The organism is Streptomyces sp. NPDC006207 (assembly GCF_040613835.1).
Lineage (GTDB): Bacteria > Actinomycetota > Actinomycetes > Streptomycetales > Streptomycetaceae > Actinacidiphila.
The window spans coordinates 1-22756 of record NZ_JBEXSX010000022.1; the positions used below are offsets into that span (position 1 = coordinate 1).

Annotated in this window: 23 protein-coding genes; 10 read left to right on the plus strand and 13 right to left on the minus strand. The window is 74.3% G+C overall.

The annotated features are described in order from the left end of the window. Positions 1–58 precede the first annotated feature (58 nt). The 7 genes from ABZ312_RS19175 to ABZ312_RS19205 form a co-directional block, all read right to left on the minus strand. Positions 59–1774, minus strand: a complete 1716-nt coding sequence (locus tag ABZ312_RS19175) for a hypothetical protein (RefSeq protein WP_500358813.1) — start codon at positions 1772–1774, stop codon at positions 59–61. Positions 1775–1885: 111 nt separating this feature from the next. Beyond that, positions 1886–2560 (minus strand): hypothetical protein, encoded by a 675-nt coding sequence (locus ABZ312_RS19180; RefSeq protein WP_500358814.1) that lies wholly within the window; start codon positions 2558–2560, stop codon positions 1886–1888. A gap of 122 nt (positions 2561–2682) precedes the next feature. Then, positions 2683–3480, minus strand: coding sequence for a type III pantothenate kinase (locus tag ABZ312_RS19185; RefSeq protein WP_499513219.1), 798 nt, complete (start codon positions 3478–3480; stop codon positions 2683–2685). After that, positions 3480–4490 (minus strand): carboxylating nicotinate-nucleotide diphosphorylase, encoded by a 1011-nt coding sequence (gene nadC / locus ABZ312_RS19190; RefSeq protein ID WP_500438278.1) that lies wholly within the window; start codon positions 4488–4490, stop codon positions 3480–3482. Before nadC ends, ABZ312_RS19185 begins: the two co-directional genes overlap by 1 nt. After that, entirely contained in the window at positions 4487–6217 is a 1731-nt protein-coding gene (locus ABZ312_RS19195) for an L-aspartate oxidase (protein ID WP_500330195.1), read from the minus strand. The genes nadC and ABZ312_RS19195 overlap by 4 nt, the downstream gene beginning before the upstream one ends. After that, entirely contained in the window at positions 6214–7068 is an 855-nt protein-coding gene (panC, locus tag ABZ312_RS19200; protein ID WP_500330197.1) for a pantoate--beta-alanine ligase, read from the minus strand. The genes ABZ312_RS19195 and panC overlap by 4 nt, the downstream gene beginning before the upstream one ends. Next, positions 7065–8000: a Rossmann-like and DUF2520 domain-containing protein gene (locus ABZ312_RS19205; RefSeq protein ID WP_500330198.1), complete on the minus strand. Its 936-nt coding sequence runs from the start codon at positions 7998–8000 to the stop codon at positions 7065–7067. Before ABZ312_RS19205 ends, panC begins: the two co-directional genes overlap by 4 nt. 102 nt (positions 8001–8102) lie before the next feature. Here ABZ312_RS19205 and ABZ312_RS19210 point away from each other — a divergent pair, with 102 nt between their 5' ends. Continuing rightward, the gene (locus ABZ312_RS19210; protein WP_500438280.1) at positions 8103–9236 is read left to right on the plus strand and encodes a threonine aldolase family protein; all 1134 of its coding nucleotides are present in this window, start codon (positions 8103–8105) and stop codon (positions 9234–9236) included. Between the two features lie 427 nt (positions 9237–9663). Here ABZ312_RS19210 and ABZ312_RS19215 read toward each other — a convergent pair whose 3' ends face one another. The 3 genes from ABZ312_RS19215 to cdgB form a co-directional block, all read right to left on the minus strand. After that, positions 9664–10362 carry a response regulator gene (locus ABZ312_RS19215; RefSeq protein ID WP_499513213.1) on the minus strand — a complete coding sequence of 233 codons (699 nt, stop codon included), beginning with the start codon at positions 10360–10362 and terminating at the stop codon, positions 9664–9666. A gap of 42 nt (positions 10363–10404) precedes the next feature. Next, complete coding sequence (locus ABZ312_RS19220) at positions 10405–11598, minus strand: sensor histidine kinase (protein WP_499513212.1); 1194 nt, start codon at positions 11596–11598, stop codon at positions 10405–10407. 134 nt (positions 11599–11732) lie between these two features. Next, positions 11733–13379 (minus strand): diguanylate cyclase CdgB, encoded by a 1647-nt coding sequence (gene cdgB / locus ABZ312_RS19225; protein ID WP_500330202.1) that lies wholly within the window; start codon positions 13377–13379, stop codon positions 11733–11735. A 436-nt stretch (positions 13380–13815) separates the two neighbouring features. Between cdgB and ABZ312_RS19230 the strand changes: the two genes are divergently transcribed. Beyond that, entirely contained in the window at positions 13816–14289 is a 474-nt protein-coding gene (locus ABZ312_RS19230) for a flavin reductase family protein (RefSeq protein WP_500330254.1), read from the plus strand. A 40-nt stretch (positions 14290–14329) separates the two neighbouring features. Here the strand turns inward: ABZ312_RS19230 and arfB are convergent, their stop codons facing one another. Continuing rightward, positions 14330–14773 (minus strand): alternative ribosome rescue aminoacyl-tRNA hydrolase ArfB, encoded by a 444-nt coding sequence (gene arfB / locus ABZ312_RS19235; protein ID WP_500330255.1) that lies wholly within the window; start codon positions 14771–14773, stop codon positions 14330–14332. Between the two features lie 159 nt (positions 14774–14932). Here arfB and ABZ312_RS19240 point away from each other — a divergent pair, with 159 nt between their 5' ends. The 6 genes from ABZ312_RS19240 (at position 14933) to ABZ312_RS19265 (ending at position 19478) form a co-directional block, all read left to right on the plus strand. Continuing rightward, positions 14933–15508, plus strand: a complete 576-nt coding sequence (locus tag ABZ312_RS19240) for a TerD family protein (RefSeq protein WP_499513210.1) — start codon at positions 14933–14935, stop codon at positions 15506–15508. Between the two features lie 70 nt (positions 15509–15578). Then, positions 15579–16127 carry a GNAT family N-acetyltransferase gene (locus ABZ312_RS19245; RefSeq protein ID WP_500438282.1) on the plus strand — a complete coding sequence of 183 codons (549 nt, stop codon included), beginning with the start codon at positions 15579–15581 and terminating at the stop codon, positions 16125–16127. Further along, positions 16124–16618, plus strand: coding sequence for a hypothetical protein (locus ABZ312_RS19250; RefSeq protein WP_500330204.1), 495 nt, complete (start codon positions 16124–16126; stop codon positions 16616–16618). The genes ABZ312_RS19245 and ABZ312_RS19250 overlap by 4 nt, the downstream gene beginning before the upstream one ends. Positions 16619–16673: 55 nt before the next feature. Next, on the plus strand, positions 16674–17075 hold the full coding sequence (locus tag ABZ312_RS19255) for an SHOCT domain-containing protein (protein ID WP_500330205.1): 402 nt from the start codon (positions 16674–16676) through the stop codon (positions 17073–17075). Between the two features lie 81 nt (positions 17076–17156). Beyond that, positions 17157–18131, plus strand: a complete 975-nt coding sequence (locus ABZ312_RS19260) for a zinc-binding dehydrogenase (RefSeq protein ID WP_500330207.1) — start codon at positions 17157–17159, stop codon at positions 18129–18131. A 132-nt stretch (positions 18132–18263) separates the two neighbouring features. Then, positions 18264–19478 (plus strand): GDSL-type esterase/lipase family protein, encoded by a 1215-nt coding sequence (locus tag ABZ312_RS19265; protein ID WP_500330209.1) that lies wholly within the window; start codon positions 18264–18266, stop codon positions 19476–19478. Here ABZ312_RS19265 and ABZ312_RS19270 read toward each other — a convergent pair. After that, positions 19465–20814, minus strand: a complete 1350-nt coding sequence (locus tag ABZ312_RS19270) for an FAD-binding oxidoreductase (RefSeq protein WP_500330210.1) — start codon at positions 20812–20814, stop codon at positions 19465–19467. The genes ABZ312_RS19265 and ABZ312_RS19270 overlap by 14 nt on opposite strands. Next, entirely contained in the window at positions 20811–21698 is an 888-nt protein-coding gene (locus ABZ312_RS19275) for an LLM class flavin-dependent oxidoreductase (protein ID WP_500360001.1), read from the minus strand. Before ABZ312_RS19275 ends, ABZ312_RS19270 begins: the two co-directional genes overlap by 4 nt. A gap of 64 nt (positions 21699–21762) precedes the next feature. Between ABZ312_RS19275 and ABZ312_RS19280 the strand changes: the two genes are divergently transcribed. After that, a complete protein-coding gene (locus tag ABZ312_RS19280; protein ID WP_500360002.1) occupies positions 21763–22131 on the plus strand; it encodes a winged helix-turn-helix transcriptional regulator in 369 nt (122 codons plus the stop codon). A gap of 82 nt (positions 22132–22213) precedes the next feature. Next, the gene (locus ABZ312_RS19285; protein ID WP_500330214.1) at positions 22214–22684 is read left to right on the plus strand and encodes a hypothetical protein; all 471 of its coding nucleotides are present in this window, start codon (positions 22214–22216) and stop codon (positions 22682–22684) included. Positions 22685–22756 lie beyond the last annotated feature (72 nt).

Sequence of the window (22756 nt, forward strand, 5' to 3'; positions counted from 1 at the left end):
GCCGCGCCCCCGCCCGGCTCGGGCGGGCCGGGGCCACGGCTTCGTCACCGAGGGGCGGCTACGCGCCCGTACGCGCCCTGCGGCGGACCGCCGCCACCAGGAGGGCACCCAGGACGGCGCAGGCCGCAGAGCCGGCCGCCAGGGGACGTACGGGCCCCGCGCCGGTGGCGGCGAGGGAGCCCGTCCCGCCGGCCGGAACCACGCCGGAACCGCCCGAGGCGCTCCCGCCGGAGCCGGACGGCGCCTTGGCCGTGACCGTGAGGACACCCGCGTTGTTCTTCTGGCCCTTGCGGTCGACGCCGTAGTCCGAGGCCGCGAAGACCAGGCCGGTGGCCTCGTCCAGTGCCCGGTCCGCAACCAGGGTGAAGGAGAAGGTCTGGGAGGTGCCGGGCTCGATCGAGTGCCGGGTGTGGCAGTAGTAGATCGTCCCGGTCGGCACGGGCGCGACGTCCTGCGGGTCGTCGCCGAAGGTGACGCCGCCCGGGTAGTCGTCCCAGTCCGCATTCGTGGTCAGCTTGCAGGCGCCGTCGCGCGCCGTGACCCGCACCCCGCGGGGGATCTCCACCGCGACCCAGGTGGCCGGCCCGGTCCCGCTGGTGCCGCGTGCCCGCGCGGCCTCGTCGCCCTCGTTGCGCAGGCCCACGACGGCCTTCGTCCGGTCGCCGACCGTCGCCCGGACCGTGTCCCCGATCGCCACCAGGTCCGCCCCGCGGTGGCCGGGGGCCGGCCCCTCGGGGTCGTACATCTTGATGTTCAGGCCGCCGAGGTTGTCGGTGTAGTCGACGTCCCAGCCCTCCTGCGCGGCGGACTTCCGGGCCGCCGTCCCGGGGCCGCGCGTGTCCTTGGCCGCCGGGGCGGACGTCTTGCGGACGAGGGTGAGCGGGGCCCCGGTGCCGGGGGTGCCGAGCTGTGCGTCGTCGTCGAGGTTTCCGCCGATCAGGTCGGCCTGGTAGCCCACCCTGCCGTCGGTGGCGCCGGACTCGACCTCGATCTTCAGCGGCTTCGCGAGCTCCCACACCTCGCCCGGGGCGATGTCGGTGGCGAAGTGGCAGACGAAGGCGTCCTCCGGCTGGCCCACCGGGGCGTGGCGGCAGTTGCCGAAGTCGTCCGCCATCACCAGGCCCGTGCCGAAGGAGCGGGTGAGATTGGTCCGCACCAGGACGGAGACGCCGCCGCGGGTGGGCCGGTCACCGACGTTGGCGATGACCACCGGCAGGTCGAGGGTGTCGCCGGGCCGTACGTCGGAGACGGCGGACGACTTCGGCACGACGAGGTCCGGGCCGCTGCCGACCGTGATCCGGGTGGCGGTCATGCTGTCGGGATCCGGCCTGGCGTCCTTCGCGCTCACCGAGTAGCGCAGCGTCGCGGCGTCGTCGGTCCTGGAGCCGGAGGCGGCCCGCATCCTCACGGGTATCGCGGTGCCGGTGTGGTCGACCGTGCCCAGGGAGCAGGTGGCCGTGGTGCCCGAGGTGGCGCACAGGTGCGCGGGGAGCGCCACGTCCACGACGCCGGCCAGGGCGGCGAGGTCCATGGTGACGACGACCTCGTGGGCGGGCTCCGGCACCTGCCCGTCGTCGAAGCGCTGGACCAGGGCGGTGATCTCGAACGTCTTGTACGCGGTGCTCGTCGCCGCCACCCCGACGTCGCCGGGTGCGGTCAGGTGCAGTTCGGCTCTGAGGGGCGCGGCCGAGGCCGCGCCCGCGATGACGGCGGATCCGGCCGTCGCGGTCATGACGACGGCCGCGGTGCACACCGCGAGCCGGGTGAGTCTCATGCCGGGTTCCCCCTGAGGAAGTCGACGGTCAGGTGGCGCACCCGTGAACGCACGGGAGACGTCACAGGAAGGACCCGTGACGTCTCCGGAAGGTTGTGCGGTGACCCGGTGTCAACCCGTGGCCCGCTCCTCGGGGGGCGGCGGCGTGCGGCGGCGCGGCGGGAAGATCTCGGCCGGCGTGGGCACCTTGCGCTTCTCCTCACCGGGGTCCGGCGCGGCCGGCTCGGCGGGGGGCGTCTTCGGCTCGGGCTTGGGGCCCGGCTTGGGATCGTCGGAGGCGGCCCGCCCGCCGGGCAGCGCGCGCAGCCGGGCCCTGCCGGTGGCGGGCGTGCCGCAGGGTTGCGAGGGAGCGGGGATGCGCGCCTCCAGGCGGGCGCGCACGTCGAGCTCCGCCAGGTGCTCGCAGCGGCGCAGCACGGCCCGCCTGCGGTGCGCCTCGGCGTCCGTGCACGGCGCGTCGTGCAGTCGGCGCAGCGCGGCGAGGTCGTCCGGCAGGGGCACGTAACCGGTGTCGAGCGCGCCCGTCAGCCGCTCGAGGTAGCCGGCGGCGCTGCCCGGCAGCGCCGCCCGGTACCGGGCGAGCTCCGCGAGCTGGAAGGTCCGCAGCCGCCCGCCCTCGCGGGCCGCCTCGTCGATGTCCTCGGCGAGGCGCAGATAGTCCCTGACCTCGTCGGGGGTGGGGATCATGGTGCTGGACTGGAGGGCCGCTGAGAGGGCGCGCCGGAGCACGCGCAGTTCATCCGCGCTGAACGCCATTCCGCCTCGGGACCCGTGTGGCGTGGGCATGGTCTGACTTTACGTACTAAGCGAACAAAATACGCGTAACCAGATATGGCCGGGCGCGCCGCGTGCCTCCCCCGTGCGCCTGCCCGGGCCGTCGGCCGCCGGGCCGTCAGGTCGTCAGGTCGTCAGGTCGTTGATACGTTCCGCTCGTAGACCAGCCGGAGGCCTATCAGGGTCAGCCAGGGCTCGTGGACGTCGATGACCGCCGACTCCCCCAGCACCAGCGGCGCCAGCCCGCCGGTGGCGATGACCGTGACGTCGTCCGGGTCGTCCGCGAGCTCCCGCGCCATCCGCTCGGCGACGCCGTCCACCTGGCCGGCGAAGCCGTACAGGATGCCGGACTGCATGGCCTCGATGGTGTTCTTGCCGATGACGCTGCGCGGGCGGGTCAGCTCCACCTTGCGCAACTGGGCGCCGCGGGCCCCCAGGGCGTCCACGGAGATCTCGATGCCGGGGGCGATGGCGCCGCCGGCGTACTCGCCGCGCGTCGTGACCGCGTCGAAGGTGGTGGCCGTGCCGAAGTCCACCACGATGCACGGCCCGCCGTAGAGGTGGACGGCTGCGAGGGAGTTGATGATCCGGTCGGAGCCGACTTCCTTGGGGTTGTCGGTGAGCACCGGGACGCCGGTCTTGACGCCGGGCTCGACGAGGACCGCGGGCACGTCGCCGTAGTAACGGCGCGTCACCTCGCGCAGCTCGTGCAGCACCGAGGGGACGGTGGAGCAGATGGCGATCCCGTGGATGTTGTCACCCAGCTCCTCGCCGAGCAGCGGGTGCATGCCCATCAGGCCCTGCATCAGGACGGCCATCTCGTCCGCCGTGCGGCGCGCGTCGGTGGAGACCCGCCAGTGCTCGACGATCTCGTCCCCGTCGAACAGCCCCAGGACGGTGTGGGTGTTGCCGACGTCGATGGTGAGAAGCATCAGTCCCGCTCCGACCCCTCGGACCGCAGGTCCAGCCCGATGTCGAGGATCGGCGAGGAGTGCGTCAGGGCGCCCACGGCGAGGTAGTCGACGCCGGTCGCGGCATAGGACCGGGCGTTGTCCAGGGAGAGCCGGCCGGAGGACTCCAGCAGGGCGCGGCCCGCGACGATGTCGACCGCCTCCTCCGTCTCGGAGGGGGTGAAGTTGTCCAGCAGGATCAGGTCCGCGCCCGCCTCCAGGACCTCGCGGACCTGGTGCAGGGTGTCGACCTCGACCTCGATCGCCAGCTCGGGGAACTCCTCGCGGACGGCCTTGAAGGCGGCCGCCACGCCGCCCGCCGCGACCACGTGGTTGTCCTTGACCAGGGCCGCGTCCGACAGCGACATGCGGTGGTTGACGCCGCCGCCGCAGCGGACCGCGTACTTCTCCAGCGCGCGCAGGCCCGGGGTCGTCTTCCGGGTGTCGCGGACCTGCGCCTTGGTGCCCTCCAGCGCGTCGGCCCAGCGGCGCGTGGTGGTGGCGATCCCGGACAGCCGGCACATCAGGTTGAGCGCGCTGCGCTCCGCGGTCAGCAGGTCCCTCGTACGGGTGCGCACGGAGAGCAGCACTTGACCCGCCTCGACCCGGTCGCCGTCCTCGACGTGCCGCTCGACCTCGAACTCGTCGGTGCACACGATGGACAGGACCGCCTCGGCGACCCGCAGCCCGGCGACCACACCGGCCTCGCGCGCGGTGAAGTCACCGGTGGCCAGGGCGTCCTCGGGGATGGTGGCCACGGTGGTGACGTCCACCCCGCCGTCCAGGTCCTCCTCGATGGCCATGTGCGCGACGTCCTCGACCAGCACCGGGTCCAGCCCGGCGTCGACGAGCAGCTGCGCGAGGTCGGGGTCGAGACCGCACTCGCTCGGGTCGTGCGCGTACTCGTCGCCGGAACCGCAGCCGCAGCCGTCGCCGCAGCCACCGCCGCCGGCGCCGCCGATCTGCAGGAGGGGGAGGTCGGGCGTGCTCATCGCAGGTGCTCCGTTCCAGGACGGGTCGAGGGGAAGTCCGCTGTGGGGGTGGTGCGGATGGTGAGACTAGTGGGTGCCGCGGGCAGCCCCGCACCACCGGCGGGGAGCCGGACGACGATGTGCCGGCGCCAGTTCCCGTCGTCGCGCCCGGGCCGGTCCTCGCGCCAGTGGCAGCCGCGGGTCTCCTCGCGGCGGCGGGCCGCCTCGACCAGGACCCGGGCGACCAGGCAGAGGTTGGTCGCCTCCCAGGTCTCCACGCAGGGCTCGGCGGTCTTGCCGTCGCGCTCCAGCAGTTCCTCGGCGTCGGCGTACATCCGGCTCAGTGCCGCCGCCGCGCCCTCCAGGCTGTCCGCGCTGCGCAGCACTCCCGCACCGCGCGTCATGATCCGCTGGATCGCGAAGCGGGCCTCGGAGGGCAGCAGCGGGGAACGGCCGGGCTCGGGGACCACCGGGGCGCCGGGGGCCGCGGGGTGCTCGGCGATGTCGGCGGCGATGCGCTCGGCGAAGACCAGCCCCTCCAGGAGGGAGTTGGACGCCAGCCGGTTGGCGCCGTGCACGCCCGTGCAGGCGACCTCGCCGCACGCGTACAGGCCCGGCACCGTGGTGCGGCCGTGCAGGTCGGTGCGGACGCCGCCGGAGGCGTAGTGCGCGGCGGGCGCCACCGGGATCGGCGTGGTGACCGGGTCGATGCCGTTGGCGCGGCAGGCGGCCAGGATCGTCGGGAACCGCTGCTCCCACATCCGCGCGCCGAAGTGCCGGCCGTCGAGGTACATGTGCTCGGTGCCGGTCTCCTGCATGCGGCGCGTGATGCCCTTGGCGACGATGTCGCGCGGCGCCAGCTCGGCCAGCTCGTGCTGCCCCTGCATGAAGCGCACCCCGTCGGCGTCCACGAGGTACGCGCCCTCCCCGCGCACGGCCTCGGAGACCAGCGGCTGCTGTCCCTCCGCGTCCGCGCCGAGGAAGAGCACCGTCGGGTGGAACTGCACGAACTCCAGGTCCGAGACCTCCGCGCCGGCGCGCAGCGCGAGCGCCACCCCGTCGCCCGTGGACACCGCCGGGTTGGTCGTGGCCGAGAAGACCTGCCCCATGCCGCCGGTGGCCAGCACCACGGCGCGGGCCCGCACGGCGCCGACGCCGTCACGCTGCCCCTCGCCCATGACGTGCAGGGTGACGCCCGCGGTACGGCCCTCGGCGTCGGTCAGCAGGTCGAGCACGAGCGCGTTCTCGATGAACTCGATCCGGGCCTCGCGCACGGCCTCGATCAGCGCCCGGGAGATCTCCAGGCCCGTCGCGTCGCCGCCCGCGTGGGCGATCCGGCGGCGGTGGTGACCGCCCTCCCGGGTCAGCAGGATCTCGCCGGTGGCCTCACTGGTGTCGAAGTGCGCGCCCGTCGCGATCAGCCGGCGAACGGCGTCGGGGCCCTCGGTGACCAGGGTGCGCACCGCCTCCTCGTCGCACAGGCCTGCGCCCGCCACAAGGGTGTCGTCCAGGTGCTGCTCCGGGGTGTCGCCCTCGCCGAGCGCGGCGGCGATGCCGCCCTGCGCCCAGCGCGTGGAGCCGTCGTCGAGCCGGGCCTTGGTGACGACGGTGACCTTGGCGCCCTGCGCGGCGCAGCGCAGCGCCACCGTCAGCCCGGCGACGCCGGAGCCGACCACTACCACGTCCGCCTCGTGCGCCCAGCCGGGCGCGGGGGAGTGCAGCCGTATGCCTGTACCTGTGCCGCTCATCGGCGGGCTCCGAACTCCAGGGGGATGTTGTCGATCAGCCGGGTCGTGCCGACCCTGGCGGCGACCGCGAGCACCGCCGGCCCGGTGTGGCCGGGGGCGGCCTCGGTGAAGTCGCGCGGGTCGATCAGGGCGAGGTAGTCCACCGCCAGGCCGTCGCCCTTCTCCAGCACCGTCCGCGCCGCGGCCCGTACGGCCTCCGGCCCGTCGTCCAGCGCGTCGCGCCCGGCGAACAGGGCGCGGGAGAGCGTGAGGGCGGTCCCGCGGTCGCCGTCGGAGAGGTACCGGTTGCGGCTGGACAGGGCCAGGCCGTCCGGCTCGCGGACCGTGGGCACGCCGACGATCTCGGCCGGGAAGTTCAGGTCCGTCACCATGCGGCGGATGAGGGCCAGTTGCTGGGCGTCCTTCTGGCCGTAGAAGGCGACGTCCGGCCGGGTCAGGTGGAGCAGCTTGGCGACGACGGTCAGCATGCCGTCGAAGTGGCCGGGGCGCACGGCGCCCTCGTAGCCCTCGCCCATCGGCCCGGCGCTGATCCGCACCTGCGGCTGCCCGCCGGGGTAGACCTCGTCGGCGGCGGGCGCGAAGACGAGGTCGGCGCCGGCCCGCGCGGCGGTCTCGACGTCGGCGTCGAGGGTGCGCGGGTAGCGGTCGAAGTCCTCGTCCGGCCCGAACTGCAGCGGGTTGACGAAGACGGTGACGACGACGGTGCCGTCCCCCACCCGCTCGCGGGCGGTGCGCACGAGGGTCGCGTGCCCCTCGTGCAGCGCGCCCATGGTCATGACGACCCCGACCTCGCCGGGCCGGCCCTCGACGGCCGACCGCAGCTCGCGCGCGGTGTGCACCAGCCTGGTCATCTCTTTCCCCCCTCGGCGCCGTCCGCCAGGACGCCCAGCAGCGCCTCCGCGAACTCCGGCTTCAGCATCCCGCCCGCCAGGGCGCGGTCCGCCGTGGCGCGGGCCATCGCGACGTACGGGGCGACCATCTCCGGCGCCTGCCGGCGCAGCTCCGCCAGGTGCGCCGCGACCGTGCCCGCGTCGCCGCGGGCGACCGGGCCGGTGAGGGCGGCGTCACCGGAGCGCAGGGCGTTGTCCAGGGCCGCGCCGAGCAGCGGGCCCAGCATGCGGCCGGGTTCGGCGACGCCGGAGGCGCGCAGCAGTTCCATGGACTGGGCGACCAGGGTGACCAGGTGGTTCGCGCCGATCGCCAGGCCCGCGTGGTAGAGCGGGCGCGCCGACTCCTCGATCCACTCGGGCTCGCCGCCCATCTCGATCACCAGGGCCTCGGCCGCCATCCGCAGCTCCGCGGGTGCCGTGACGCCGAAGGAGCAGCCGGCCAGCCGCTGCACGTCGACGGAGGTGCCGGTGAAGGTCATCGCCGGGTGCAGGGCCAGCGGCAGCGCGCCCGCGCGCAGGGCCGGCTGCAGCACGCCCGTGCCGTACCGGCCCGAGGTGTGCACCAGCAGCTGGCCCGGCCGTACGGCCCCGGTCTCGGCGAGGCCGGCCACCAGCTCCGGCAGCGCGTCGTCCGGCACCGTCAGCAGGACGAGCTCGGAGCGGGCCAGCACCTCGGCCGGCTCCACGAGCGGCACGTCGGGCAGCAGGGCTGCGGCACGGCGGCGTGAGGCATCGGACACACCCGACGCCGCGACCGGGTGGTGCCCGGCGAGCTTCAGCGCGGCCGCGAGCGCGGTACCGACCCGCCCCGCGCCGACGACGCCGACCGTGAGCCGCGCGGGGCGGGCCTCCACGTCGGGGGGCAGGGGCCCCGGGGTGTGCGATGCGTTCACGCTGCGCTGGCCTTCCGTTCCAGTCCTCACGGGGGTACCGGACGTTCTCGTCAATGCTACGCGAATGTTTCCCGGGGCCCTCCGGGGCGGCAGGATCGGTCCATGACCTCTGCCGACGACGAGAAGGCGCGGCGTATCGCCGCCGTACGCTCCTGCGACCGCGTGCTGTCCTACGGGAAGCCCCCCACGATGCGCGAACGGCTGGCCGCACTGGCCGGACGGGACGGCCTGGACGGCCCCGTGGACACGTACGGCGACGGGATCGTCGACGAACTGGAGCACCGGGTGGCCGGGCTGCTCGGCACGGAGGAGGCCGTCTGGTTCCCCACCGGCACGATGGCCCAGCAGGTCGCCCTGCGCTGCTGGGCGGGACGCACCGGCAACCCGGTCGTCGCGCTGCACCCGCTGGCCCACCCCGAGGTGCACGAGCGCGGCGCGCTGTCCGCGCTGAGCGGGCTGCGGACCGTCCACCCCACCACGGCCCGCCGCATACCGGACGCGGACGAGGTGCGCGGCATGGACGAGCCCTTCGGCACGCTCATGCTGGAGCTGCCGCTCCGGGACGCCGGCTTCGTCCTCCCCACCTGGGACGAACTCACCGCCACCGTGGCCGCGGCACGCGAGCGCGACGCCGTCGTCCACCTCGACGGCGCCCGCCTGTGGGAGTGCCCGCCGCACTTCGGGCAGCCCCTGGACGAGATCGCGGGGCTCGCCGACAGCGTGTACGTCTCCTTCTACAAGTCCCTCGGCGGCATCTCCGGCGCCGCCTTGGCCGGCCCCGCCGACCTCGCCGCCGAGGCGCGCACCTGGCGGCACCGCTACGGCGGGCTGGTCTTCCAGCAGTGGCCGGCGGTGCTGGCGGCGCTCGACGGGCTCGACCACGAACTGCCGCGCCTGCCGGAGTACGTGGCCCACGCGAAGGTCGTCGCGGCGGCCCTGCGGGACGCACTCGCGGCAGGGGCGGGCTGGGTCCGGGTGCACCCGGACGTACCGCACACGCACCAGTTCCAGGTGTGGCTGGCGGAGTCCGCGGACCTCCTCAACGAGGCCGCGGTGCGGCAGGCCGAGGAGACCAAGACGGCGCTCTTCGGCCGCTGGGCGGAGGCGGAAGTGCCGGGGGTCGCCATGACGGAGGTCACGGTGGGGGCGTCCGCGCTCGAGTGGGACCCCGCCGCCGTGGGCGACGCCGTCGCGGACTTCCTCCGTCTCGTGGACGTCGCTCGCGGCACCGCCTGACCGGCTGCGCCGGGGCTGCCTGGTGGTTGTGCACGGCTCGGTATTTGTGTGCGGGCTGTCTGCGCCTGCGGCGGGCGTCCACCCGCCCTCCCGCCCTCCCCCCAGCCTTCGGCCGGGGGGACCCCCACGGGGGCACCCCGCCACACCCCCTCCCGTCGTATGGGCGCATGACGGCCGGACGAGGTGGGGGTTGTGGGAAGTCGTTCCGCAAGGCGGAACGGGTTGGCACACCCCCACCCACCGGCGTGCACACGCCGACGCGACCGTGGGCACCGGCAGGTGCGGCGCCGTTGTGGGGTTGCGCCAGCCCTCCCCCAGCTACCGCTGGGGGTGCCCCCAGCCTCCGGCGAGCGGCCGACCCGCAACCAGGTGACTGCGCCGGAAACGCCAACCGCAACCACAACGGCGCCGCACACGGAAACACGGGTCAGGCGGCGCCGCCGCTGCCGCTGCCGGCGCGGACGAGCCCCGTCTCGTACGCGAGGACGACCGCCTGCACCCGGTCCCGCAGATCCAGCTTCGTGAGGATGCGCCCGACGTGCGTCTTCACCGTCGCCTCGCTGAGCACCAGCTTCGCCGCGATCTCCCCGTTCGACAGCCCCTGGGCGACCAGCAGCAGCACCTCCCGCTCGCGGTCCGTCAGCCGGTCCACCTCCTTGTGCGTCGGCTGGCTCGTGCTCGGCAGCAGCGGCGTGAAGCGGTCGAGCAGGCGGCGCGTGGTGCTGGGGGCGACGACCGCGTCGCCGCTGTGAACGGCGCGGATCGCCGTGAGCAGCTCGTCCGGGGGCACGTCCTTGAGCATGAAGCCGCTCGCGCCGGCCTTGAGCGCGGAGAAGGCGTACTCGTCGAGGTCGAAGGTGGTCAGGATGAGCACGCGGGGCCCGCCGTCGTCGGGGGTGCGGTCGGGGGCGCCGCAGATCTGGCGGGTGGCCTCGACGCCGTCCAGGCGGGGCATGCGGACGTCCATGAGGACCACGTCCACCGGGGTGGTGCGCAGGGTCGCGACGGCTTCCGCGCCGTCCCCGGCCTCGGCGACGACCTCCATGTCGGGCTGGGCCTGCAGCACCATGCGGAAGCCGGTGCGCAGCAGCACCTGGTCGTCGACGAGCATCACGCGGATCGCCATGGGTCCGGTCCTCTTTCCCTCTTGTGTCGTCTTCGCTTCCCGCTAGCGGGAAGCCTTCACCGGGAGCACGGCGCTGATCCGGAAGCCTCCGCCGGGGCGCGGCCCGGCGTCCAGGGTGCCGCTGACCATGCCGACGCGTTCGCGCATGCCGATGAGGCCCTGGCCCTGGCCGTCCTCGCCGCCGCCTTCGTAGAGCTCCTGCTGGGCGCCGCGGCCGTCGTCCTCGATGAGGAGGCTGAGGTCGCCGTCGCCGAAGGTGAGCCGGACCTTGGCGCGCGCCTCGGGCCCGCCGTGCTTGCGGGTGTTGGTGAGCGCCTCCTGCACGATGCGGTACGCGGTGAGCTCGACGCCGCTGGCGAGCGGCCGGGACTCCCCCTCGACCTCGAAGGCGACCGGCAGGCCGGCGCCCCGGACCTGCTCTATGAGGTCGGTCAGCTGGTCGACGCCGGGCTGCGGCACGTACTCGCCGCCCCCGTCGTCGCCGGCGCGCAGCACCCCGAGCAGGCGGCGCATCTCGGTGAGCGCCTGGCGGCCGGTCGTGGAGATGGTCTCCAGGGCCTGCTTGGCCTGCTCCGGGGAGGCGTCCAGCACATAGGCCGCGCCGTCGGCCTGGACGACCATGACGGAGACGTTGTGGGCGACGACGTCGTGCAGTTCGCGCGCGATCCGGGCGCGTTCGGCGGCGACCGCGGCCTTGGACTGGGCCTCGCGTTCGCGCTGCAGGCGGGCGGCGCGTTCCTCCAGCTCGGCGTAGTAGGCGCGGCGGGTGCGGAGGCTGTCGCCGATCACCCAGGCGAGCAGGAAGGGGACGGCGAGGAAGACGGCGGAGACGGCGTCGGCCCATTGGCCTTCGGTCTCGTTGGGCCAGCGCAGCGTGGAGATGGTGGAGGCGACCAGGCCGCCGGCGAGGGCGAGCCGGGACGCCCAGCGGGCGCCGTTGGCCGCGACGGTGTAGATGATCACCAGCATGGCGAAGTCGCCGGGGTTGACCTGGACGTCCAGCAGCAGCTGGAGCGCCCCGACGAGGACGGCGAGCAGCAGCATCTTCTCCGGCATGCGGCGGCGCAGCGCGACCACGGCGGACAGCGCGAGCGCCAGCGGCACGGCGGCGACCCGGGAGTGCGCGTGCAGCTCGTCGGCGACGATCCACAGGGAGGAGAACCCGAGCAGGACGAGGGCCCAGAAGCCGTCGACCCAGGTCGGGTGCCTGCGGAGGAAATCGTAGAGACGCTGCACGTAACCCAGCGTAGGCATCCCGGATGCGTGCGGGAGTCAACCGGAGGAGCGATCCGGGGTACTCCCCAGGGTGGACGCGCGCCCTCCGCCGAGGATGAGGCCACCGGGCCGCCAGGGGTGCGTCCCCCGTGCGGTCAGCCCGCGGCGCGGCGGTGGCTGCGGGTGCCGTTGCGGGAGCGCTTCTCGATGTACATGCGCTGGTCCGCGGATTGCAGCACCTCGTCCGCGGTCATGCCGCAGCCGGCCCAGCCGATGCCGAAGCTCGCCCCGACCCGGACCGCGCGGCCCTCGAAGCGGATCGGCGGGATGATCGCGTTGCGCAGGCGGACGGCGAGGTCCTCGGCGTCCTCCCGGCCCAGGCCGTCGGCGAGGACGACGAACTCGTCGCCGCCCAGCCGGGCCACGGTGTCGCCGTCCCGTACCGCGCTGGTGAGGCGGCGGGCGACCTCGATGAGCACGGCGTCGCCGGTGTGGTGGCCGAAGCGGTCGTTGATCGACTTGAAGCCGTCCAGGTCGCAGAAGAGCACGGCCAGGCCCTTGCCGCCGTCCGCGTCGTCGGAGGGCGCGACGGTGTGGGTGTGGTGGTCGAAGCCGGACAGCCGGGCGGCGCTTTCGATCGGGTCGTAGTCGTAGGTGTAGGCGAACTCGTCGGTGCCCGCGTGGGCGGCGGTGTGTCCGTCGGCGTCCGGGGCCTGCGGACGGGCGCAGATCTTGCCGGACAGCCGGGCGCGCAGTTCGGCGCTGTTGGGCAGGCCGGTGAGCGAGTCGTGGCTGGCGCGGTGGGCGAGGGCGATCTCGCGGCCCTTGCGCTCCTCGATGTCCTCGACGTGGGTGAGCAGGAAGCGCGGCCCGTCGGCGGTGTCGGCGACGACGGAGTTGCGCAGGTTGACCCACACGTAACTGCCGTCGCGGCGCTGCAGCCGCAGTTCGGCGCGGCCGCCCTCGGCGCTGGTACGCAGCAGGACGCCGACGTCCTCGGGGTGGACGAGGTCGGAGAAGGAGTGGCGGCGCAGCACCGCGGCCGGGCGGCCGAGCAGCCGGCACAGCGCGTCGTTGGTGCGGACCAGCTTGCCGTGCTGGTCTCCGCCCATCTCGGCGATGGCCATGCCGCTGGGCGCGTACTCGAAGGCCTGCCGGAAGCTCTCCTCGCTGGCCCGCAGCGCCTGCTGCTCGCGCTCCAGACGGACCAGGGCGCGTTGCATGTTTGCACGTAGACGCGCGTTGCTGATGGCGATGGCGGACTGGAAGGCGTACATCTGCAACGCCTCGCGGCCCCAGGGGCCGGGCCGGCGGCCGCCCACGGGACGGTCGACGGAGATGACGCCGATCAGTTCGCCCCCGCCGGCCGGGTTGGCGTACATGGGGGCGAGGAGGCGGTCCTCGGGGTGCCACTCGTCGGGGAAGCGGGGCGGCGGGCCGTCGCCGGGCCAGCTGGGGACGTCGTCGCCGTCCAGGACCCAGCCCTCGTGGTGGGGTATGAAGCGCAGGGTGCCCCAGCGCTCCCCCATGGTGAGCCGGCGCTCCCAGGAGGCGCGCGAGCCGACCCGGCCGGCCATCAGGGCCTCCGCGGCGGCGCTCCCTGCGACGGCGGCGACCACCAGGTCACCGTCCGGGCGGACGAGGTTGACCACGGCCAGTTCGAAGCCGAGGCCCTTGACGACGCCGTCGGCCACGGCCTGCAGGGTGTCGGCGAGGCTGCGCGCGCAGTTGAGGTCGGCCACGACCTGGTGCACCTGGCGCAGGGTCGCGAGACGGACATACGGCTCCGACTCGGTGTCCATGCGCTCTCCCCGGGCCCTCGACGACAACTCCTGAGACTGCTTGTGGTCCGTTGTGGTCCAATTCCCACCGCAACTGAATCACAGCGAGCAGTTCGACCGGTACACAGGGTCAACAATTCATGCCCCTTGTGACTCAAGTCACATCCGATTGTCGTGTTCCGATCACGCAGCGTAGAGCAGGCCGGTGTTCCGCCTTCACCCATTGAACACAATCGAGCAGGTGAGCGGGGGTCGTACGACCGGAAGCGGGCGTGGCCGGGAGGTCCTAGGACCTGGCTCGATCCGAAGTCCGATGCGGGTGGTGCGGCAGTCCGGCTAGCGTCGGGGCGTGTCACAGTCAATCACCTCCGCGCCCCGCATCCCGCATCCTGGGACCGTGCCCGACGGTTCCGAGCCACCCCTGACGGGCGTGGACAGCGATGCCTTCCGCGCCGCCATGAGCCGCCTCGCCGCGGGGGTGGTCCTGGTGACCGCCCACGACCCCGAGGACGGCCCGCGGGGCGAGGACGTCGGCATGACCGCGACCGCCTTCGTCTCGGTCTCCCTGGAGCCGCCCATGGTGCTCGTGAGCCTGCGCGAGGGGTCCCGCATGGACGAACTGCTGGAGCGCCGGCGGCGCTGGGCGGTGTCCGTGCTGAGCGAGAGCCAGCGGCACATCGCCGGCCGCTTCGCCATGCGCGGCCGCATCAGCGACCGGCTGCTCTTCGAGGACGTCGCCTACTACCGCGGCGAGGTCTCGGGGGCTCCGATACTCGGCGGCGGCCTGGCCGTGCTGGAGTGCGAGACCGAGCAGCGCGTCCCGGCGGGTGACCACACCCTGGTGATCGCCCGCGTGCTGACCGCGCGCACCCCCAGCGCCGACGGCGCGCCCCTGATGTACTTCAAGGGCCGCTACCGGCACCTCGGCTGAGGGGCCCGGCCGGGCCGGGCACGGAGGACGCCGCCAGGGCTCAGGACCAGCCCCGCGGGTCCCGGCCGCGCTTGGTGTCGCCGCGGCGCTTCTTCTCCCGCAGCCGCCGCTCGTTGATGCCGCGCGGGATCTTCGTGGGCCTGCGCACCTTCGGCGGCGGCGCCGTCGCCTCGGCGAGCAGCGCCGCCAGGCGCGTCATCGCCGCCTCCCGGTTGCGCCACTGCGACCGGTGCTCGGAGGCCCGTACGACCAGGACGCCGCCCACCAGGCGGGAGGCGAGCCGCTCCAGGGCACGCTTCTTCCACACCGGGGGCAGCGACTCGGAATTGGCGAGATCGAATCGCAGCTCGACCTGGCTGTCGGAGGTGTTCACGTGCTGGCCGCCCGGTCCGGACGACCGGGAGAAACGCCACATCAGCTCGGCCTCCGGAAGGGAGACCGAGCCGCGGACGACGAGAGGGGGCGGCCCGGACATGTCCCCCATGATCCCGCCGACGGCCGCCGGAGTCACAGGATTTTCCGGGACATGGCCCGGGAGGCGTTTTTCGCCGTAAAGGAACCATGCCGGCCTCTCACGACGTTCCCCCCTGTGAAGGTAGCGTCGTCGTCGGCACGAATGACCGACATCACGGAGGGGACTCCCATGGCTGTAAGCCTGTCGAAGGGCGGCAACGTCTCGCTCACCAAGGAAGCACCGGGCCTGGCGGCCATCACGGTGGGCCTTGGCTGGGACGTGCGCACCACCACCGGCACCGACTTCGACCTCGACGCGAGCGCCATCGCGCTCAACCCGAGCGGCAAGGTCTACGCGGACGCCTACTTCGTCTTCTTCAACAACAAGCAGACGCCGGACCAGAGCATCGTCCACACCGGCGACAACCGCACCGGCGAGGGCGCGGGCGACGACGAGGCGATCAACGTCAACCTGGCGGGGCTGCCCGCCGACATCGAGCGCATCGTCTTCCCCGTCTCGATCTACGACGCCGAGACCCGCAGCCAGAACTTCGGCCAGGTCCGCAACGCCTACATCCGCATCGTCAACCAGGCCGGCGGCGCCGAGATCGCCCGCTACGACCTCAGCGAGGACGCCGCCACCGAGACCGCCATGGTCTTCGGCGAGCTCTACCGCAACGGTGCCGAGTGGAAGTTCCGCGCGGTCGGCCAGGGCTACGCCTCCGGCCTCGCCGGCATCGCCACCGACTTCGGCGTCGGCCTCTGACACCCGTCGGGTCCCACGAGCCTCACTTAATGCGGCGCCCGGTGCCCCGCACGCGACTAGCGTGCGGGGCATGCTGGTCCTCGAACCCCTCGTACCGGTGGACGGCTCCCTCCCGCCCGGCGTCCTCGCCGGGCTGACGGAGCTGTACGCCTCCAACCCCGCCTTCCACCGCGCCACCGGTGACTTCCCCGACCCCGGGTCCGTCACGGCGGAGCAGGTCGCGAGCAGTGTCAACGCCGAACTGACCCACCCCGCCACGGAAGTGCTGCTCGCCCACGACGCCGCCGACGGGAGCCTGGCAGGCCTCGCCGTCACCCTTGCCGAACACCCGGATCCTCTCGACCCCTACCCCTGGATCGGCCTGCTGATGGTGCACGGCGGCCGGCACCGCTCGGGCCTGGGACGCGAACTCGCCGGGCTGGTCGAGGAACGGCTGCGCGCGCGAGGACGGGACGGCGTGCGCCTGGCGGTGCTCGACGGCAACCCCGGCGCGCTGGCGTTCTGGCGGACGCTCGGCTACCGGGTGATCGACCACCGCGAGGACCGGCAGATGGGCCGCCCCTGCTCCGTCCTCCACAAGGACCTGCCGCCGGGGCCGCCGCGTACCATCGGCGAGTGATCGACCTCGGCTACTCGCTCTCCCGCCGCTTCCCCGACCCCCCGCAGACCGACTACCGCACCGCCGACGTACGGGCGCTGCGCCACGACCTGTTCTGCGGGGACGTCTACCTGGCGGACGTGACGGCCGACCGCGAACTGTCCACAGCCTGGGGATGGGTGCCGGTCCTCGACTTCGCGTGGGCGCTGTGCGACATCGTCGAGCAGCTGGACCGCGACCCGCTCGGCAGCCGCGCGGCGCGCCCCCAGTACGCCGAGCTGGACTTCACCGAGTCCACCGACCGGCTCCGCTTCCAACGCCGCTTCGGCTTCGTCGACGTCGGCGCCGACTGGGCGCCGGACGACCGGCCGCTCTCCTTCCCCCACGCCGAGCTGCGCAGCGAGGCCCGCGACTTCCTGCACGACCTGGTCGCCGACCTGACGGACATGCACGACGGTCTGGACGCCAACCCCGTGATCTGGGACCTGACGGCGCGTTTCCCCCGCCTGTAGCCCGAACGGCGCAATCCCGGATGCGGGACCCGTTCGGCCGCCGTCCACTTGGGGCATGGACGACTACCCTCTGCTGAACCTCTTCTGGACGATGCTCCTGATCTTCTGCTGGGTGCTGTGGTTCTTCCTGCTCTTCAGGATCATCGGTGACCTCTTCCGCGACCACACGGTCGGCGGCTGGGCCAAGGCCGGCTGGATCATCCTGCTGATCTTCCTGCCCTTCATCGGCGTGCTGATCTACGTCATCGCCCGGGGCAAGGGCATGGCCGAGCGGGACCAGAAGCAGGCGAAGGAAATGGACGCGGCCTTCAAACAGTACGTGCGGCAGGCCGCCGCGGGCGAGGGCGGAACGGCGGGCGGCAACGTCGACCAGCTGTCCAAGCTCGCCGAGCTCAAGAGCCAGGGCCACATCACCGACGAGGAGTACACCAAGGCGAAGGCGAAGCTCCTCGCTTGACCTCAAGCGCGGTTGAGGTCGGACAGTGGGCGGTGCGGATCATCCGACCGCCCACTGTCGTCGTGTCCAGGGGGAAGCACCGTGCACGCCATCCGTCTCCACGCGTTCGGCCCGGCCGGGAACCTGAGCTACGAGAGGACCGCGGACCCGGAGCCCGGCCCGGGCCAGGTGCGCATCGCCGTCGCCGCCGCCGGCGTCCACGTGATCGACACCGCCATCCGCTCCGGCGACCCCAAGGGCCCCTACCCGCTGCCCGAGCTGCCCACGGTCCCGGGCCGCGAGGTGGCCGGCACCGTGGAGGCCGCCGGGGAGGGTGTCGGCCCCGAGTGGCTCGGCCGGCGTGTCGTGGCCCATCTGGGCATGGCGCCGGGCGGCTACGCCGAACTCGCCGTCACCGCCGTCGGGAAGCTCCACGTGCTGCCGGACGGCAAGGACGCCGCCGAGGCCGTCGCCATGATCGGCACCGGCCGCACGGCCCTGGGCATCCTGCGCCAGACACCGCTCGGCCCCGCCGACACGGTCCTGGTCACCGCGGCGGCGGGCGGGCTGGGCAGCCTGCTGGTACAGGCCGCGCGCACCGCGGGCGCCGCCGTCGTCGGGCTCGCGGGCGGGCCGGCCAAGACCACGCGCGTCCTGGAGCTGGGCGCGGACGCCGCCGTCGACTACTCCGCCGAGGGCTGGACCGACGCGGCCCGGGCGGCCCTCGGCGGGCGGCCGGGCACGGTCGTGCTCGACGCGGTCGGCGGCGACCTCGGCCGTGGGGCGGTGGACCTGCTGGGCCCGGGCGGACGGCACGTGGTCTACGGCTGGGCGTCCGGCGGCCCGCTGGAGTTCGCACCCGGCGAACTGGCCGCGCGCGGCATCACCTCCCAGGTCGTCCTCGGTCCTGCGATGCTGCGGTTCGGCCTGCGGACGCTGGAGGAGGAGGCCCTCGCCGAATGGGCGGCCGGGCGGCTCACCCCCGCCGTGCAGCGCTTCCCGCTCGCCGAGGCCGCCGCGGCGCACACGGCCCTGGAAGGCCGCGGCACGATGGGCAAGGTCGTCCTGGTCCCGTAGGGGCCGCCGGGGACTGGGATCCGCTCGCGCCACCCCTGGACGTCCCGCGCCCATCGGCACGGGCGCGGCACCGGATGCCGGATCCGATGGCGCGGCCGTGTGCCGACGCCCGGTCCCGGGCAGGGAGAATACGTGACAACAGCGACGCACGCCCTGCACGCGGTCCCGCTGACCGGGGGCCCGGTGGAGATCCGCGGCGCGCTCGACCTGGAACGGACGAGGGCCGGGCTGCTGCCGCGGCGTCTCCCGGCGTGGACGCGGGCGCAGTACCCGGACGTCCTGATGGACGAGATGACCGCCCTGCCCTCCGGCGTACGGCTGGCGTTCCGGACCGCCGCCCGGGTGGTCGAGCTGGAACTGCTGACCTCGGTCTGGCAGCTGGCGGGGACCTCGGAGCCGCTGCCCGCGGGGGTCGTCGACCTGGTCGTCGACGGCAGGCGCACCGGCAGCGCCCCCGCGCCGCCCGGGGACGTCCTCCACAAGCCGGACCTGTTCGCCGAGTCCTCCCGGCGCGAGCCGGGGGCGCCGGGGCGGGTCCGGTTCCACGACCTGCCCCGGGGCGAGAAGGACGTCGAGCTGTGGCTGCCGCAGCAGACCCGCACCGAGCTGGTCGGGCTGTGGGCGGACGCCGAGGTGCTGCCGCCGCGCCCGAGCGGCCGGCGGCGCTGGGTCCACCACGGCAGCTCCATCAGCCACTGCGCCGCGGCGGAGTCCCCGACCGCCACCTGGCCTGCGCTCGCCGCGGCCCTGGCCGGGGCCGAGCTGCTCAACCTGGGGCTCGGCGGCAACGCGATGCTCGACCCGTACGTCGCCCGGACCATCCGGGACCTGCCGGCCGACCTGATCAGCCTCAAGCTGGGCATCAACATCGTGAACCGGGACGCTTTCCGGCTGCGCTCCTTCGGCCCGGCGGTGCACGGCTTCCTCGACACCGTCCGCGACGGGCACCCGGACACCCCGCTGCTGGTCGTGTCGCCCATCAGCTGCCCGGTCGTGGAGACCACCCCCGGCCCGACCGCGCCCGACCTGTCGGCCCCCGTCCCGCGGGTGGTGGCCATGGGTTCTGCCGCGGACGTCCCCGGCGGCGCGCTCACGCTCACCGTCATCCGCGCGGAGCTGGCCCGGATCGTGGCCGCCCGGGCCGCCTCCGGCGACCGCAACCTGCACTACCTGGACGGCCGCCGGCTCTTCGGGCCCGGCGACGTCGCCGACCTGCCCGACGACCTGCACCCCAACGCCGCGGGCTACCGGCGGATGGGCCGGCGCTTCGCGGCGCTGGCCTTCGGGCCGGGCGGGCCGTTCGCGGAGCGCCGCCGGTCCGGCCCGGGCCCGGTCAGCCGGGGGTGAGCGGGCGCAGGACGCCGTCCGGGTCGTGGCGCCGCCACAGCTCGCGCACCCGCGCGCCGGTGGCGCCCGGGTAGGCCCGGTCGAAGACGCCGGGGCCGGTGCCGCTCTCGAAGTTCACGTAACTGCCGCTGCCGAGCTCACGGACCGGCGTCCACAGGCGGTGCAGGTCGTCCGGCCCGTGCGGCGGGAAGAGGTTCCCCTGCGCCAGGACCTGCTGGGTGCGGTGGGCGTAGGCGGTGGCGTCGGCCGGGACGTCGTTGATCGCGCCCCCGAGCGAGCGCAGCTGGACGAAGGCCGGCCGGCGCCGGTCGCCCGCGGTCGCCATGACGGCGCGTGCGGCGTCCCGGGTCATCGCGGGCAGCAGCGAGTTGGTGCTCACCACGGGCTGCTGACCGGTGTTGGCGTGCTGGTGGGCGGTGGAGACCAGCGCGGTGTACGGGGCCAGCTGGGCGGTCGCCTGGAGCGGGCGGTACCGCCCCGCCACCAGGGGGCCGAGTGCCTCACGGACGCGGTCGGGGCCGTCGTCGGCCACGGCGACGGTGACGGAGAGCGCCAGGGCCGGACCGTTGGACAGGAGGTGGGCGGCGGAGGTGAGCGCGCGCGGCGCGGCGGCCATCGCGGCCGCCCACTGCGCGAGGGCGCCGCCCGCGCGGTCGGCCTCGAAGACCAGCTGGGCCACGCCGATGTCCCCCAGGTCCATCGCCTCGATCTCGAAGGCGGTCACGATCCCCACGCCCGCGCCCGCTCCCCGCACCGCCCAGAACAGGTCCGGGTGGTGGGTGGCGTCGGCGCGCAGCGCGGTCCCGTCGGCCAGGACGAGCTCGACGGCGCGGACCCGGTCGACGGTCAGCCCGTACGTACGGGCGAGCCAGCCGATGCCGCCCGCGGTGGCCAGGCCACCGGCCGCCACGTTGCCGTGGTCGCCCGAGCTGACGGCCAGCCCGTGCGCCGCGAGCGTGGACGCCACCCGGCCCCAGCGGGCGCCCGCACCGACCCGCACCAGGCGGGCCGCCCGGTCCAGGACCCGGACCTCGTCGAGCCCGGAGAGGTCGATGACGAGCCCGCCGTCGTTGGACGACCGGCCGGACAGCCCGTGGCCGCCGGAGCGCACGGCGACGGGCAGTCCCTGCGCACGGGCCGCGGCGAGGGCGGCGGCGATGTCGCCGGGCCCGCGGACGAGGACCACGGCCGCGGGGCGGGCGACGGTGGTGTAAGTGGAGCGCAGCAGCGGGTAGCGGGGGTCGCCGGGGAGCACGGTCCGCTCCGCCAGGGCGGCGGGCACCGCGAAGGCGGTGGCCGGGTCGGTGCCGGTGCCGGGGCCGGGGCCGGGCGTCACCGGGCCACCCGCTCGCGGACGGCCGGCACGACCTCGCCGGCGAAGACCTCCAGTTGCTGCCGGTGCGCTGTGACGGGCCAGAAGACGAAGGTGTCGAAGCGCAGCAAGGTCGCCCACTCGGCGAGGGTGTCGGCCCACCGGCCGACGTCCCCGTTGAGGCCGGGGGCACCGGAGCCGCCGATGACACCGATCACGTTGTAGATGCGGCGGACGTGCGCGGGATCGCGTCCGGCGGCGCGGGCCGCCTCGTCGACGGCGTGCTGGCGCTCGGGCACCTCCTGCGGCGGCACGTAGATGTTCAGCGGCGAGATCCAGCCGTCCGCCGCCCGGCCCGCGACCGCCAGCATCCGCGGCCGCTGCCCGCCGAGCCACAGCTCGACCCGGCGCGGCGGCACCGGGCCGGCCTGGTAGCCGGGCACCGTCAGCACGTCGCCGCGGTGCCGCACGGGCCCGCCGTCCAGCGCGGTCCGCATGATCCGCAGCGACTCCTCCGTGTACGCCACGACCTCGCGGGGCGGCATCGGCGCCGCCCCCATCGAGCCGATCGCCTCCGGTATGCCGCCGCCGCCCACGCCGAGCTGGAAGCGGCCGCCGGACGCCGCGGACAGGCTCGCGGCGGTCTTGGCCAGCATGACCGGGGGCCGCAGCCGCAGGTCCGCGACGTCGGTGAAGACGGAGATGCGCGAGGTGCGGGCCGCGACCAGGGCGGACAGCGTGAGCGCGTCGAGGTGCCCGGGCTGGTACGGGTGGTCCTGCAGGGCGAGCAGGTCCAGCCCCGCGGCGTCCGCGGCGGCGGCCAGCTCCAGCGTCTCCGGCAGACGGCCGGCGTCCGGGTCGAGGCTCAGCCCGAAGCGGAGCCGCTGTGCACGGTCGATGGTGTCCATGGCTTCAGCGTCGGGGGGCCGGGACCTTCGGCAAAGGCGACGGTTAGCCGCTAATCTTGGGTAAGTGACTTCCCGCGAGACCACCGAGCCCGACATCGACGCCGAGGCCTGCACCGCCTTCCAGGCCGTCCTCGAACAGGTCGGCCGCCGCTGGACCGGCGCCGTCCTGCTGGCCGCCGCCCGCGGCGCCCGGCGCTTCACCGACTACCGCCGCATGGTGCCGGGCATCTCCGACCGGCTGCTCTCACAACGCCTCAAGGAGATGGAGCACCTCGGCCTCATCGGCCGCGAGGTCATCCCGAGCACCCCCGTGCAGATCCTCTACCACCCCTCCGACCGGGGCACCGAGCTCCTCGCCGCCCTCGAACCCCTCATCGCCTACGGGCTGCGCCACGCGCCCGGACCGCCCCCCGCGGCCGCCCCGGCGGACTGACCTCCCCGCCGGGGTGGACAGCGGCGCCGCGCTCGGCCAGGCTGCGTCGGCGATCATGCGCCGACAAGGGGTGGGGAGTTCGATGGAGCGCGTCCGTTTCCGGCTGACCTGGTACCAGAGGGTGATGCCGCTGGTGCCCGCCGCCGTCCTCGTCACGGCCCTGGCGATCGCCGAACCGCTGCTCTTCCCCGACTCGTCCGGCGCCGGGTTCGCGTTCCCGGCGGGCGTGTGGCTCGCGCTGCCGGCAGGTCTGCTCGGTTCCGCGCGGTTCGGTGTCACGCTCACCCCGTCGGCCGCGGTGGTGCACAACCTGCGGCGCAGGACGGTCCGTTGGGCGGACGTCCAGGGCATCTGGGTCGAGTCGAACATGGGCGTACGGCGGGTGGTGATCCGCGAGGCGGACGGCCGCCTCACCCGCCTGCGGGCGCCCGTCACCGGCTTCATGAGCCAGGACGCCGCCTTCGAGGAGAAGTTCCGGACCATCGGCGAGTGGTGGCTGCACCACCGCGGACCGGAGTGGGTCCCCCTGTCCCGGCCCTGGCCGGGCGGGTAAGCCGCCCCCACCAACCCCTGGCACCGCTCGGCCCGGGGGGCGCTCCACGCCGTCCGCTTCCGCAACGAGTAG